A 14,474-nucleotide genomic window follows, 5' to 3' on the forward strand; every position below is an offset into this window, starting at 1 on the left:
CACGAAAGAAACCTTAAGGGTGGGATCATCTGTTAAATTTGCGGAAGTTATCGCGTAGAAATGCAGATCAAGTTTAGGGCAATCAGTTTATCACACAAGACCGCACCTGTTCAGATCAGAGAATTGATTTCTCTTGATGAGCAGTCCATACAGCGTATTTTGCTGAAGCTTAAGGAGTTTTTCAGCCTGAGTGATGCCCTGATCATATCTACTTGCAACCGAACGGAGGTATATTATGGCCATGAATTAGACCTAAGTACCGAAATCATCAAATTGGTCGGATTGGAACGAGGGATGACCGATGTGGTCAATTATCTGGAATACTTCAAAGTCATCGATGATGATTTGGAAGCAATCAACCATCTCTTTCGGGTTTCTATGGGACTCGAGGCGCAAGTGGTCGGGGACATCCAAATCTCGAATCAAGTCAAAAGAGCCTATCAAACGGCTGCAGATATGGAATTGGCAGGGCCTTTCCTACATCGGCTGATGCATACCATCTTTTTCACCAACAAGCGGATTGTTCAGGAAACTGCATTCAGAGATGGGGCAGCTTCCCTGTCTTATGCAACCATAGAACTTATCGAAAGTCTGACTTCCAACACCTATCAGCCGCGCGTATTGTTAATTGGAGTCGGTGAAATCGGAGAGGATGTCGCCAAAAACATGGTGTACCTTCCCGAGGCTCAAGTCAAAATCACGAATAGAACTCAGTCTAGGGCTGAGGAAATCGCAGCCCCATTAGGATTTGAGGTCGTACCATTCGATCAGTGTACCCAGGCTATGGAAGAAGCCGACGTGATTGTATGCTCCATTATGAAAAATGAGCCATTCATCACCAAAGAATTGGTCCGGAAATTTGAAATCCCCAGTTACAAACTGTTTGTAGATCTTTCTGTCCCAAGAAGTATCGAAACTTCCATCGAGGATGTGCCAGGTGTGATTCTATACAACGTAGACAATATCCGAAGCAAAGCTTCTGAAGCTCTTGAAAAAAGATTGGCAGCTATTCCCCAAGTAGAATCCATCATCGGGGAGAGTATCGAAGAGTTTCAAAACTGGAAAAAAGAAATGATGGTATCTCCCACCATCAACAAGCTAAAACAATCTCTGGAGCAAATCCGACAGGAAGAACTGAGCCGATATTTGAAAAATGTAGGTGAAAAAGAATACGTGCTCATTGACAAAATCACCAAGAGCATGATGCAAAAAATCCTCAAGGTTCCTGTGGTTCAGTTGCGGGCAGCATGCAAAAGAGACCAGGCTGAAGAAATGATCGAAATCATCACTGACCTTTTCGATCTGGAAAAAGTAACCGCCGAAAAATAAAAAGATTAAAATCTACCAGTTATGACCAAAGGACTTTTTCAAAAGCCTTTGGTCATTTTATATTTAGGCCCTAAGAAAAACGTCCTATGAGGAATAAATACACCCTAGCATTGCTCACTTACATTTGTATTTCCATATCGGCGTTGGCCCAGACTTGGGAAATCTACGATCTGAACGGAAACCTTACCTCAAGGGCCATTTATGATGAAATTCAAATCCTAGGAGAAACTGTCACGGTAGGCAAAAACTCCGATGGCTTGTTTTTACTTTCCTCAGATCTTCGTCCTATGCTAAATCTTCAGGGAGAGGCCGTATTTCAATATTTACAGCCTTGGATAATAGTACAAGGACCAAAAGGAATCGGTGCGTTTCATGAATACGGGCAGCTTTGTCTCCCATTGGAATACGAAGAAATAAAAACGTATACCAATATTTTATTGGCCAGAAAAGGCAGTAGCTATTGGCTTTTTGAAAGAGGAAGTGGAAAAACAACCATCCTAGGACAAGCCGAAGAGGCAATCATTACACACCATGGAATGATCATTCTTAAGAAAAACGGTTCTTTTTACCTCCCGCTCTCCAAAGATCCCGGAAAACCCTATCAATTGCTAAGTCCAAACGAAGGGAATTTTCTCTTGGCTAAGGAGGCTACTGGATATGGCTTAATTAATAGAGAAGGAGAATATGTTTTGGATCCGATTGTAGACCAACTGGAACATACCCGAGGAAACTACTACTATGGATTTGATGAAAACCAATACCTTTTGATCCGAGGGGATGAGGTAAAAGCGCAAGTTACCTACAACTCCTATCATAAAATCACAAAGGAAGGCGATCTGATGCTGGAGTACATCCACGGGAAGCTACGGCGCGTCATGGAAGAAGACGGGATTTTGCTCGATGCGGTCGGAATCGAATCGGTTCAACTCATTGGCAAAGACCTGTATAATGTCCATTTCAGAGAAAATAAAACCGGATTGTTGGGTAAAAAAGGTTGGTTGGTCCAACCGACATCTGAAGCAGATTGGATTGGTCTTGGAAATGAAGGACTATTTCCTGCCAGAAAAGCCGGGAAATTCGGATACCTTGACACTTCCGGACAGTGGTCGGTTCCTCCTCAATTTGCAGAAACCCTGCTTTTTTCAGAGCAAGTAGCCGCGTTCCGCAATTCTTCCACTTGGGGATTGATCAATTCAAAAGGAACCGTTTTATCAGAAAGCAAATGGGATGAAATCAAGCCCTATTCCAATGGCATCGCCGTGGCCTCCTTAGGAGGTGCATACTATCTTTTAAATAACACCGGAGAAGTGGTCAACCCATTGGGTTTTGATAAAGTCTGTCGAATTAAAGAAGGGTATTTTCTAGTGGAGAAAGACCATAAAAAAGGGCTTTTGGACCAGCGGGGCAACATGCTGCTTCCTCTGGAATTTGATCACCTTCAGGTAGAGCAAAAAGATTTTATCATTGCTAACAAAGGTGGAAGCATGGGTGCCATCCGAGAAAATGGAGATATCATTTTCCCTTTTGAATACCAGCAAATTCAGGCAGACTGGATCGGCCAGAAAATCCTGGCCAAAGCCATGTACCATCCGGTGATTATTTCGATAGAAGAACCCGTTAAGGGTAAAAGAAAAAAGGGAGCTTAACTCCCTTTTTTCTTTTATTTGTTTTCTCCTTTTCCTGGATTTTGTTCCTTGGTATTCTTATCCGAATTGGCGATCGAATCTCGCATTGAGGTATCCGATTTGATGTTTTCCATTTTATAATAATCCATCACGCCAAGCTGACCACTTCGGAATGCCTCAGCAATTGCCTTGGGAACTTCTGCTTCTGCTTCAATTACTTTAGCTCTCATTTCCACATTTCTGGCTTTCATTTCCTGCTCCAAGGCTACCGCCATCGCACGTCTTTCTTCAGCTTTTGCCTCTGCCACTTTCAAATCCGCAGAAGCTTGATCGATTTGAAGTTTTGCGCCAATATTGGTACCCACATCTATATCAGCGATATCAATGGAGAGGATTTCGAAGGCAGTCCCAGCATCCAATCCTCTTTGAAGAACCAGTTTGGAAATTTTGTCGGGGTTTTCCAACACTGTTTTATGATTTGATGAAGAACCAATAGACGTCACGATTCCTTCCCCTACACGAGCTAAAATCGTCTCCTCTCCGGCCCCACCCACCAGTTGAGCAATGTTTGCTCTAACCGTAACTCTCGCTTTTGCAATCAATTGAATCCCATCTGCAGCCACTGCTGCCACATTTGGCGTGTTGATCACTTTGGGATTTACCGAAATTTGTACCGCCTCAAACACATCCCGTCCGGCGAGATCAATGGCGGTAGCCTGCTTGAAAGTCAGGCTGATGTTTGCTTTATCTGCTGAAATCAAAGCCCGGATGACCGCCGGAACGTTGCCCCCTGCCAGGTAATGTGTCTCCAAATCATTGGTGGTCAATTGAAGTCCTGCCTTGGTAGCGGTGATCATCGAGTTGACAATGACACTTGGTGGGACTTTTCGAATCCGCATCCCGATCAATTCACCAATTCCCACCCGGACATTGGCAAATTGTGCGGTAATCCAGAGATTGACCGGTACGAAATATAAAAAGATGAATAATAGGACTATGCCCGCAAAGGCGGCTACTAATACGAACAATGAGCTGTCTGCTTCCATATTTATTTTACTATGATTTTATTATTTTCAATTTTTATGATTTCTACCGATTTCCCTACTTCGATGAAACCTGATTCTGATTTGACTTCATAGAGTTCTTCTCCAAAGGCGACTTTTCCGAAAGGTTTGATGTCCGAAATGGCTATCCCTGTCATGCCGGGACTTAATCCATTCGTTCTTCCATCAAACGCTCCCCCGGTCAGAGAAGATTTCAGCGAAAACCGGTTCCAAACCCCCGAACTGAATCCATACCAGACAGCTGCCATGTTGAAGACCACAGCCAGTCCGGTAATCCAAAGGGCAATTGTGTAATCAAAAGTCAAAAACGCATACGCCACTCCGGCCAAACTCACCAGAAATCCCAAGATTCCTACCACTGTCGTGCCCGGTATAAACAGGATTTCAACCAGCAAAAGAACCAGTCCTGTTAATAGCAGACTACTTAGAATCAATATCTCCATAGATTAGCGAGTGAAGTTGGTCCAAAATACAAGAATAAGCCGAATACTTGGCTTAGGAATATAAAAAAACCCGGATAAATCCGGGCTTTGGTTTAATAAGCTTTCGCGAAAAGCACCCTGCCGTTTGAAGGCTTGCCTGTGAGGACGCAAGCACCGACTTCTTCTTTTCGATCCAAAGGAATACAACGGATGGTTGCTTTGGAAAGCTCTTTGATTTTTTCCTCAGTTTCGGTTGTCCCATCCCAATGGGCAGAGACAAACCCTCCTTTATTTTCCAACACCTCAATAAATTCTTCCCAAGAATTCACTTCTGTGGTTTTTTCGATTCTAAAATCGTTTGCTTTCTTGTAAATGTTAGCCTGAATATCCTCCAAAAGCCCTCCAATTTTTTCAACCAAAGACATCTCGGCAAGGACAAACGACTCTTTGGTCAAGGTATCTCTACGGGCAATTTCAATTGTTCCATTTTCCAGATCCCTTGGCCCCATCGCAATTCTCACCGGAACCCCTTTGAGCTCGTATTCGGCAAATTTCCAACCTGGCTTTTGAGTATCCCGATCGTCATATTTCACAGAAATCCCTGCCTTTCTCAGTTGGGACATGATCTCTTTTGCTTTCACGGAAATCGCTTCCAATTCAGCCTCTCCCCTGTAAATAGGTACAATCACCACTTGATGAGGAGCTAGTTTGGGAGGTAAAACCAACCCATTATCATCTGAATGGGCCATAATCAAAGCACCCATTAATCGGGTACTTACTCCCCATGAAGTACCCCAAACATAATCAAGACCTCCTTCTTTAGTGGCAAATTTCACATCAAAGGCTTTAGCGAAATTTTGACCCAAAAAGTGGGAAGTCCCGGCCTGCAAGGCCTTTCCATCCTGCATCATGGCTTCTATGCAAAATGTCTCATCTGCCCCGGCAAAACGCTCATTCTCAGTTTTTCGGCCTTTTACCACAGGTAGAGCCATAAATTCCTCAGCGAACTGCGCATACACATTCATCATCTGGACAGTTTCATCCATCGCCTCTTTGGCCGATGCGTGTGCAGTATGTCCTTCCTGCCACAAAAATTCAGCAGTGCGGAGAAAAAGCCGGGTCCGCATTTCCCACCGCACCACGTTGGCCCATTGGTTCACCAACAAAGGCAGGTCCCGGTAGGATTGAATCCAATTTTTATACGTGCTCCAGATTACTGTTTCGGAGGTCGGCCTCACGATGAGCTCCTCCTCGAGTTTGGCTTCGGGATCTACTATGACTCCTGAACCATCCTCTGCATTTTTAAGGCGGTAATGGGTCACTACCGCGCATTCTTTGGCAAAGCCCTCGACGTGACTGGCTTCCTTGCTCAGGTAGGATTTTGGAATAAAGAGAGGAAAATAAGCATTGGTATGGCCAGTCTCTTTAAACATCCTGTCCAATTCTGCCTGCATTTTTTCCCAAATGGAATAACCATAGGGCTTGATCACCATACAGCCTCTCACCGCGGAGTTTTCAGCCAAATCGGCTCTTTTCACCAATTCATTATACCAGAGAGAATAATCTTCACTACGCTTTGGAAGTCCTTTACTCATAGAGTTGTTATCTATTAAAATGTGCTTATTTTTGCTTAATTAGGGTCGGCAAATATAATCCAAAAAGCACAACCTGAGGGTTATCGTCCCGTATAAGAAAGCAACAATCTACTTCAATTATGAAGAAAATATCAATTATCCCCGCTTCAGTTCTCTTAGGATCATTAGTCATCGCATCGTGCAGCACCAATAAAATGGCGATGAACAGCGCAGATGACAACCTTTACTTTATGGCATCTGATGTGAAAATTGCCACGCAATATGCAGTTGCCAATAATAACCCTTCCACATTCCAAAATCTGACTCAAGATCAGACCGTGTCTCAAGAAAATTTCAGTTCCAGAAATGTGAATCCTGAATATATCTCCAGATATGGTCAGTCTACGACTCAGAGTGGTGACGAGGTGGTTTATTTCGATGATACTCAAGATCAAGTTGCCCAAACTCAGCCTAATATTGATGTTTACAACAGTTTCTCTGTAAACAACTTCAATTCCGGATGGGGAAATTCCGCCTTTAATTTTGGAATGGGCATGGGCTTCGGAATGAATCCTTTCGGTATGGGTTTTTATGATCCATTCTTCAATCCTTTCTGGGGATTCAGGCCAGGGTTTAACGTCGGACTCAACTTTGGCTGGGGAAGACCTTTTTACCGCCCAATGTGGGGAATGGGTATGGGAATGGGATTTGGAGGCTTCTATGATCCTTTCTGGGGAGGTGGATTCTATGACCCTTTCTGGGGTAGAGGTTTCATGGGATCTCCTTGGGGATGGGGTAGACCTGTATATGCCTACTCACCGGTATTTGTATTACCCGGAGGAGAAAATGGGGGCAGAAGGATAGCATCCGGTGCAAGACCTACCAGAGGTTCTGCTCTTACTTCAGGTTCACCTTCTATGGGACAGGCAGGAGTAATGCCAAGCACAGCGAGAGCACAAGCCCGGGCTAATGCCTCAAATAATGGAACAGCCGGAACTTCTACCCGAAGCTTGGTATCATCTGAAAGTGCAAGGGGAGCAAGCAGAGATTTTAGCAGTTCTCAAAATGATTACTATAATTCAGGAAGAAGCAGAGTTGCCACGACAACCAGAAATATGAATTCGGCAGCAGCAGATCGGGGATCATTATCAGGTAGCAGAGGTTCTGCAGTACCAAGTGCAAGACCAATGGTAACTTCTCCTTCTAATACAAGAACTTACAGTTCACCATCTAGAGGTGGTACCTCTTCAGGATTTGATCGAGCTACCAGTCCTTCCTACAACAGATCAACAGCACCATCATATAACAGATCAACAGCACCGTCATACAATCGAGTTGGAGGTGGTTCATCATCTCCGTCTTACAACAGATCCGTGACGCCAAGCAGATCAAACAACTCTTCAACCTTCAGTGCTCCAACTAGATCGAGCACGATTGGAGGGGGCAGTAGCTATTCTGCACCTAGCAGAAGCTCTGGCGGTTCAGTTGGGTCCTCAGGAGGTGGAGCTTCCGGAGGTTCCAGAGGAGGAAGGGGGAATTAATTCCCCCCTTTTTTTTGCGCTTTTTTTATCCGCCCCAAGTCTTTCCTTCGTTTATTCCCTATAATCAACTATCATTTATAATGAAGAAATTTTCTTCTTTATCGCTCGTTTTCCTCATTTCAGCAAGTGTATCCCTCGCTCAAAGTGGATATTTTGAGGACGCTTACAGGTTCAGCCGCACTGTACCGGCTGGTTCGGCAAGAATAATCGGCGTGGGTGGTACTCAATGGTCCCTAGGAGGAGATGTATCCAATATTGCAGGCAACCCGGCAGGCTTAGGTTTTTTCAGAAAATCAGAGGCAAGTCTTTCCCTGGGATATAATAATTGGAATGTAGAGACCCTTTATCTCGACCAATCAAAAAGCTACAGCACTACTAATTTCTCCCTGCCAAACCTGAGTTATGTGGGAGCGAATCCAAAAAGTGCGATGGAAACTAAACCATTTAAAGGTGGTGCTTGGGGATTCAGCTTTCAGAGGATAGCTAATTTCAATACTGAATTTGGTTATTTCTCCAATGAAATTGGCGAGAGCTCGATCATTGACTTTTACATTCAGGATGCTTTTGGAATTCCTGAAAGTCAAATTGAGAATCGCGGATTAACAGGTTTGGCTTATCAAACCTACCAAATCAATCCAATCACCGAAGATTCGGAAGGCAGACCTATTGCCAATCCCAACTCCTATGATTCTTTTGTTTTAGGTTTTCCTTTCCAGGATGAGAATGTGAGACAGGAAGGAGGCGCAAATCAAGTTTCATTTGGTTATGGAGCCAATTTCAATCATAAATTATTTGTGGGTGGAAGCGTGGGGATAAGGACACTTAACTTTTCATCTTTTAAAGTATACAATGAGGAATTCTCGGATCAACCACTTTCCACCTCTTCCCTTCGGGAAAGTCTGTTTATCAACGGTACGGGAGTGAATGTGAATTTAGGATTGATCTACAAACCTATCGATCACCTCAACTTAGGTTTTGTCTTTCAATCCCCTACCTGGTTTGCTTTAAGTGAAGAATACGAGGCTGGCCTGACAGCCAATTACAACAACTACTATTTCGAGCCTGAAGATGTGACGTTGGGGAGAGAAGAAGCATTGACCGATGTCATCATCAGCAGCTACGGACTGAATACCCCCCTTAAAATCGGAGGCGGAGCCACGTATTTCTTTGGGAAATACGGCTTTATTTCAGCCGATGTAGATTGGGTTGATTACAGTACTGCAAGGATCAATTCCAATGATTTTGACGAGGGTCCCGACAACCAAGTCATCCGAAACATTTACACCAGTACAATCAATTACCGATTGGGAGGAGAGGCTAGATTGAACAATTTTAGATTTCGGGCAGGATATTCCTTTTTAGGAGATCCATTCGGCAATTCCAACGGATTTGATCAGAGCACACAAATTCTCTCCGGAGGAGTAGGGGTACGATTGAATTCCTTTTCGCTTGACTTTTCCCTCGTCAATCAAAACTTCAGCTCATTGTATAGAAGCTATCAGGTTTTGGATGACAACGGATTGAATTATGGGCCCGTGACGGAGGTGAAAAATTCTCTGACCTCCGGAATAATCACTTTGGGAATCAACTTTTAAGTAAGTTGATCAACTCGTACATCAACAGCTCAGCGGAAAAGTCTTCCCCGCTGAGCTTTATTTTTGCCTGATTGTAAAAAGACTCTCTGCTTACCAACAAAGACTTTAATTTCAGGGTAATCTCTCCTTGGTCAAGCCCTTGAAACATGGGTCTGTTCTGAACTTTTGAGGACTGGAGCCTTCTTGAAATCGATTCTAAAGGAACGTCCAGGTAGACTGAGATTGCCTTGGAATTGATCAATTCCATATTGTCATTGAAGCATGGCGCCCCTCCTCCTGAAGCCAAAACAAAGGGTTGATCACGATCCAAAAGCTCTTCTAAAGTCTTGGATTCCCACTCCCGAAATTTCCCTTCTCCATAAATTGAGAAGATTTCCGGAATCTTGTTTTGGTATTTTTCCTCAATCACCTGATCCAAATCCAGATAGGGGAAACCCAGTTCCTGAGCTAACTGCCTTCCAAACGTACTTTTACCAGAACCTGGAAGCCCGACTAAAACGACTTTCAGATTTTTGCTCATAGGAAAAAATCTAAAACATCGGTGGCCTCAGGAGTATTGTTGTGGTGATATTTCTCTAGGACTACCCCATCTTTCATGATCATGATTCCGGGATTGGCTCTCATGATGGTCTTTACCACTGTTGCATCCGCTTGGAGACCAATAATACTCCATCCGTTTTTATTCAAAAATGCATCAATTTCCTCTTGGGTTGCTGCCGCCATAAAAACCACATCGACGGGTGCACCTTCCATTGATTTTACCAAAGCATTGAGGTCACCCTGATTGGCTTCACTCATTTTGGACATATTCGAACTCAGAATGATCACTTTATTTCCCTGGAAAAGAAACTCGGTTTGATCCCCTTCCTGATTCCATGCTGCAAAATCCGAAATCTTTGGAAGGGCCTCCGGATTTCTTAATACCATTTCCACAAATTCATATCCTTCCTCGGAAGGATATTTATCCAAATAAACGGTCTCCTCTCCCTTTTTCATGACATAGGTATATTCCAAAGTAGCCGAAGGCTGCATATTGACGGGAATATTTACGCCCACTTTGTATGCTCTAAAATCAATGAACGGAAGATTTTGGATTGCCCATATCCCGATTCCTGTAGAAATGACCAAGCTTGCAATTGCGGCCATACCGGCCCACCTGGGAGTTTCCTCGGGGAGTTCCGCTCTGAAGATGAAAAGAAAGGAAATCATCACCAAGAGGATGATGTCTTTATAGAAAGATTCCCATGGGGTTAGTTTGATTGCATCCCCAAAACATCCACAATCGGTCACTTTGTTAAAATAAGCAGAATAAAAAGTTAGGAAAGTAAAGAACAAAATCATCAGCGCCAGGGCCCACACAGTCTGCCTGAGTTTTACTCCCAAAATCAGCATAATCCCCAAGACTACTTCAGAAACGACCAACACCAAGGCGATATAAAGAGCAAAAGGCTTGAAATAATAAAAGAATCCGGCGATGTCATTGGAAAAAACATCAAAATACTCCTCCAGTTTGATCGCTGTACCCACCGGGTCATTGACCTTGATCAATCCTGAGAAAATAAAAAGGCCGCCTACCAAGATGCGCAGTACCCAAAGAATCCCTTGCTTGTTCATATCTGTTATATTTTTTCTAAACTCACACCTATTTCTGAAATGAAGTTGAAGGCTGATTTAATTACTGACGGCTTCGTGATACCCCAATTTGATCAGACAAAACACCGAATAGTTGATCATATCCTGATAGTTGGCCTCGATACCCTCTGACACGATCGTTTTACCTGAATTATCCTCGATCTGCTTGACCCGGAAAAGCTTCATCAGAATGATATCTGTCATCGAACTCACCCGCATGTCCCGCCAAGCTTCTCCGTAATCGTGGTTTTTATTTTCCAAAAGTGCTTTGGTATCTGCGGCCCATTGGTCATAAAGAGGCTCCAGCTCCCCAAACGGTATTTCCATTCGGTCATCCTCTTTCAGAGAAATTTGAATCAACGCGATCAGGCAATAATTGATGATTCCAACAAATTCATCCACGATAGGATCATTCACTTTTTGACTGCCCTTTTCCTGAATTGAGCGAATCCGCTGGGCTTTGATAAAAATCTGATCTGTTATGGAAGGCAACCTTAGAATCCGCCAAGCTGTCCCATAGTCTAAGGTTTTCTTGCGGAATAAATCTTTACATCGGGCAATTACTTGCTTATATTCGTTGCTGGTTTGAGTCTCCAAAATCTTTTTATTTAATGCTTCCCGGATCACTTCCGTCTTCTTCGACCGAAGATAAATTATTTCCCCAAAAATATACATTCCAAATCAAGGGAAGGGTTTATTCCTTGGACAAACCCAAGGTAATGGGAATTCTCAACCTAACCCCTGATTCCTTTTATGAAGGGAGCAGAGTCAGTCAGGAAGGAAAATTGATTTTAGAAACTGCCGAAAAAATGATTTCCGAAGGTGCTGACTTTCTGGATATCGGTGGTTACAGTACAAGACCGGGAGCTGTCGATATCCCTGCGGAAGAGGAGATCCTCCGGGTGGCTCCAGCAATTGAACTCATTAAAAAAGAATTCCCGGAGATCCTGATTTCCATCGACACATTCAGGTCAGAGGTCGCTAAGGCAGCCATAGGCTCTGGAGCGGATGTGATCAACGACATCTCAGCCGGCGACCTTGACCCGGAGATGTTAAATACTGTATCGAAGTTGAAGGTACCCTACATTGCTATGCACATGAAAGGAACACCGCAAACCATGCAGAACTATTCGGGTTATTCCGATATGTTGCCGGAAATTTTGAAATATTTCGCGGAAAAATTGGACCAATTCAGAAAACTTGGCATCAAAGATGTAATTCTAGATCCAGGTTTTGGATTTGCTAAAACGAAAGAACAAAACTTTGATCTTTTACGTGATTTAAAGTGTTTCAAAGTCATGGGTTTCCCGCTTTTAATCGGTGTGTCGAGGAAATCAATGATTTACAAAACTCTGCAAATCAGTCCTTCTGAAGCCCTCAATGGAACCACTGCATTGAATATGTTTGCGTTATTGCAGGGTGCCAATATTTTAAGAGTACATGATGTAAAAGAAGCAAAAGAAACAGTCACACTATTCGAACAACTTTACCCTTGAGCCTACTATTCAAAATAGGATTTTTAGATGTATCCATCGTCAATATGATCGATATTGCGTTGGTAGCGGCTTTATTGTATCAAGTGTACAAGCTTTTGAAGGGGAGTGTGGCGATCAAGATTTTCTTGGGCTTCCTATCCCTTTACCTGATTTACCTGTTGGTCAGGGCGGTAAGAATGGAATTGCTTTCTGCGATTCTCGGACAATTCATGGGCGTGGGTGTGATTGCGGCCATCATCATTTTTGCACCGGAGATCCGCAAGTTTCTTCTGATCGTGGGTCGGTCTTCCATTTTCTCGGATGACAATGTCTGGAAGGATATTCTCTTTTTCTGGAGAAAAAAAGAAAACTCCGCCTTCAACATCTCTCCAATCATCGACGCCGCTAAAGTATTGGCGGGTTCAAATACAGGAGCACTCATTGTCATTTCAAGTACAGTTGAGCTGAAATTCTATGCTGAAAGTGGAGACATTCTGGATGCGGAGCTATCCAAAAGACTGTTGATCTCCATTTTCAATAAGTACAGTCCTCTCCATGACGGTGCGGTAATAATTCACAAAGGACGCATCAAAGCTGCCCGTTGTATCCTGCCAGTCACAGAGCGTGAAGTTCCGGCCCAATTCGGGCTTCGCCATCGCGCTGGAATCGGCATGTCAGAGGCTACAGATGCCCTGATTTTGGTCATCTCTGAAGAAACCGGGCAGATATCCATGGCAAAAAACGGAAAAGTACTGCACAACCTTTCCTTCCAGGAAGTCAGGGAAATCATCAATGATTACCTCAACAACGAGGATTTGGATGATCGCTTTGAAAATCTCTCCGAATACGATCTGAATAAAAAGAAAAAGCTGGCCATGACCAGCAAGTCTTAAATTAATAAAGGCCGGATTTGAACTCCGGCCTTTTCCATTTCTGCTACTTGATCACTCCCAATTCCTTCCCCACCTCAATAAAGGCTGCAATCGCCTGATCAAGATGATGTCTTTCGTGGCCTGCTGATATCTGAACACGAATTCGAGCCTGACCTTTTGGCACCACCGGATAGTAAAAACCGATCACATAGATTCCTTTTGCCAACAGCTTCTCCGCCATCTTTTGTGAAAGCACGGCATCATACAGCATCACTGGCACAATAGGGTGTTTCCCCGGCTTGATATCAAAACCCGCCGCATTCATCTTTTCTCTGAAATAAGCTGTATTTGACTCCAATTTGTCGCGAAGTTCGGTAGTCTCAGACAGCAAATCCAACACAGCTATCGAAGCTCCGGTGATCGAAGGTGCCAAGGTGTTTGAAAACAGGTACGGTCTAGATCGCTGACGAAGCAACTCGATGATTTCCTTACGGCCTGAAGTAAAACCTCCCGAAGCACCACCGAGGGCTTTGCCCAAAGTACCTGTGATGATGTCGATTTTGCCCATCACACCACAATGCTCATGTACACCTCTGCCGGTTTTGCCCATAAATCCGGTAGAGTGGCACTCATCAGACATGATCAATGCCTCGTATTTCTCAGCCAACTCCACGATTTTGTCCAATTGAGCAATGGTACCATCCATAGAGAAAACCCCATCTGTCACGATGATCTTTTGCTTGGCACCGGCTGCGATGGCATCCTGAAGCTGCTTTTCCAGGTCGACCATGTTATTGTGTTCGTAGCGATAGCGCATGGCTTTGCAAAGTCGAACTCCATCAATGATCGATGCATGGTTTAAGGCGTCGGAAATAATCGCATCTTCTGGACCAAATAGTGGTTCAAACACTCCCCCATTGGCATCAAAAGCCGCTGCATAAAGAATGGTATCCTCGGTACCCAAAAACTCAGAAATCTTCCGCTCCAATTCCTTATGAATATCCTGCGTGCCGCAAATGAATCGCACGGAAGACATCCCAAATCCATGAGAATCGATTGCGGCCTTAGCTGCCTCGATTACTTTAGGGTGAGAGGAAAGTCCTAGGTAATTGTTAGCGCAAAAGTTCAACACCTGCTGCCCTCCGGCGATGGTGATTTCCGCGGCTTGAGGAGAAGTGATAATGCGTTCCCATTTGAAAAGCCCTGCGTCTTCAATGGATTGGAGCTCTTGTTCTAATTTGGGTTTAAACTGATCGTACATAGTTAAGATTTAGTTGTGATAAGTTAAGCGGCAACCCGCTAATCAAAAATCCCTGTCCTTGTCATGACTTTTTCAAACTTGGAA

The 14,474-nt window shown here is 43.8% G+C and carries 13 protein-coding genes; 6 read left to right on the forward strand and 7 right to left on the reverse strand.

Annotation, left to right across the window (positions count from 1 at the left end):
- Positions 1 to 60 precede the first annotated feature (60 nt).
- Both hemA and CLV31_RS06530 read left to right on the forward strand, forming a co-directional pair.
- Positions 61 to 1,329, forward strand: coding sequence for a glutamyl-tRNA reductase (gene hemA / locus CLV31_RS06525; RefSeq protein WP_111392085.1), 1,269 nt, complete (start codon positions 61 to 63; stop codon positions 1,327 to 1,329).
- Positions 1,330 to 1,415: 86 nt separating this feature from the next.
- On the forward strand, positions 1,416 to 2,975 hold the full coding sequence (locus CLV31_RS06530) for a WG repeat-containing protein (protein ID WP_111392086.1): 1,560 nt from the start codon (positions 1,416 to 1,418) through the stop codon (positions 2,973 to 2,975).
- Between the two features lie 14 nt (positions 2,976 to 2,989).
- On the opposite strand, the gene floA is transcribed toward CLV31_RS06530, so the two are convergent.
- The 3 genes from floA to proS form a co-directional block, all read right to left on the reverse strand.
- Positions 2,990 to 4,000 carry a flotillin-like protein FloA gene (gene floA, locus CLV31_RS06535; RefSeq protein WP_111392087.1) on the reverse strand — a complete coding sequence of 337 codons (1,011 nt, stop codon included), beginning with the start codon at positions 3,998 to 4,000 and terminating at the stop codon, positions 2,990 to 2,992.
- Between the two features lie 2 nt (positions 4,001 to 4,002).
- Positions 4,003 to 4,461, reverse strand: coding sequence for an NfeD family protein (locus CLV31_RS06540; protein ID WP_111392088.1), 459 nt, complete (start codon positions 4,459 to 4,461; stop codon positions 4,003 to 4,005).
- A gap of 92 nt (positions 4,462 to 4,553) precedes the next feature.
- Positions 4,554 to 6,035: a proline--tRNA ligase gene (gene proS, locus CLV31_RS06545; RefSeq protein WP_111392089.1), complete on the reverse strand. Its 1,482-nt coding sequence runs from the start codon at positions 6,033 to 6,035 to the stop codon at positions 4,554 to 4,556.
- Between the two features lie 119 nt (positions 6,036 to 6,154).
- On the opposite strand from proS, the gene CLV31_RS06550 reads away from it, so the two are divergent.
- Together CLV31_RS06550 and CLV31_RS06555 are read left to right on the forward strand one after the other, a co-directional pair.
- On the forward strand, positions 6,155 to 7,555 hold the full coding sequence (locus CLV31_RS06550) for a hypothetical protein (protein ID WP_245943340.1): 1,401 nt from the start codon (positions 6,155 to 6,157) through the stop codon (positions 7,553 to 7,555).
- 80 nt (positions 7,556 to 7,635) lie between these two features.
- Positions 7,636 to 9,150 carry an OmpP1/FadL family transporter gene (locus tag CLV31_RS06555; protein WP_111392090.1) on the forward strand — a complete coding sequence of 505 codons (1,515 nt, stop codon included), beginning with the start codon at positions 7,636 to 7,638 and terminating at the stop codon, positions 9,148 to 9,150.
- On the opposite strand, the gene CLV31_RS06560 is transcribed toward CLV31_RS06555, so the two are convergent.
- From CLV31_RS06560 to CLV31_RS06570, 3 genes are read right to left on the reverse strand one after another with little or no spacing between them, the layout of a single operon-like run.
- The gene (locus tag CLV31_RS06560) at positions 9,140 to 9,670 is read right to left on the reverse strand and encodes a shikimate kinase (protein ID WP_111392091.1); all 531 of its coding nucleotides are present in this window, start codon (positions 9,668 to 9,670) and stop codon (positions 9,140 to 9,142) included. The genes CLV31_RS06555 and CLV31_RS06560 overlap by 11 nt on opposite strands.
- Positions 9,667 to 10,764, reverse strand: a complete 1,098-nt coding sequence (locus tag CLV31_RS06565; protein ID WP_111392092.1) for a BT_3928 family protein — start codon at positions 10,762 to 10,764, stop codon at positions 9,667 to 9,669. Before CLV31_RS06565 ends, CLV31_RS06560 begins: the two co-directional genes overlap by 4 nt.
- 57 nt (positions 10,765 to 10,821) lie before the next feature.
- Entirely contained in the window at positions 10,822 to 11,379 is a 558-nt protein-coding gene (locus CLV31_RS06570; protein ID WP_111392373.1) for a DUF1599 domain-containing protein, read from the reverse strand.
- 14 nt (positions 11,380 to 11,393) lie between these two features.
- Here CLV31_RS06570 and folP point away from each other — a divergent pair, with 14 nt between their 5' ends.
- The gene (gene folP, locus CLV31_RS06575) at positions 11,394 to 12,278 is read left to right on the forward strand and encodes a dihydropteroate synthase (protein ID WP_181452582.1); all 885 of its coding nucleotides are present in this window, start codon (positions 11,394 to 11,396) and stop codon (positions 12,276 to 12,278) included.
- Positions 12,275 to 13,150, forward strand: a complete 876-nt coding sequence (gene cdaA / locus CLV31_RS06580) for a diadenylate cyclase CdaA (protein WP_111392093.1) — start codon at positions 12,275 to 12,277, stop codon at positions 13,148 to 13,150. The genes folP and cdaA overlap by 4 nt, the downstream gene beginning before the upstream one ends.
- 43 nt (positions 13,151 to 13,193) lie before the next feature.
- Here cdaA and kbl read toward each other — a convergent pair whose 3' ends face one another.
- Positions 13,194 to 14,390 (reverse strand): glycine C-acetyltransferase, encoded by a 1,197-nt coding sequence (gene kbl / locus CLV31_RS06585; RefSeq protein ID WP_111392094.1) that lies wholly within the window; start codon positions 14,388 to 14,390, stop codon positions 13,194 to 13,196.
- Positions 14,391 to 14,474: the final 84 nt, after the last annotated feature.

Origin of the sequence: Algoriphagus aquaeductus, assembly GCF_003253485.1 — a bacterium.
GTDB classification, from domain to species: Bacteria; Bacteroidota; Bacteroidia; order Cytophagales; family Cyclobacteriaceae; genus Algoriphagus; species Algoriphagus aquaeductus.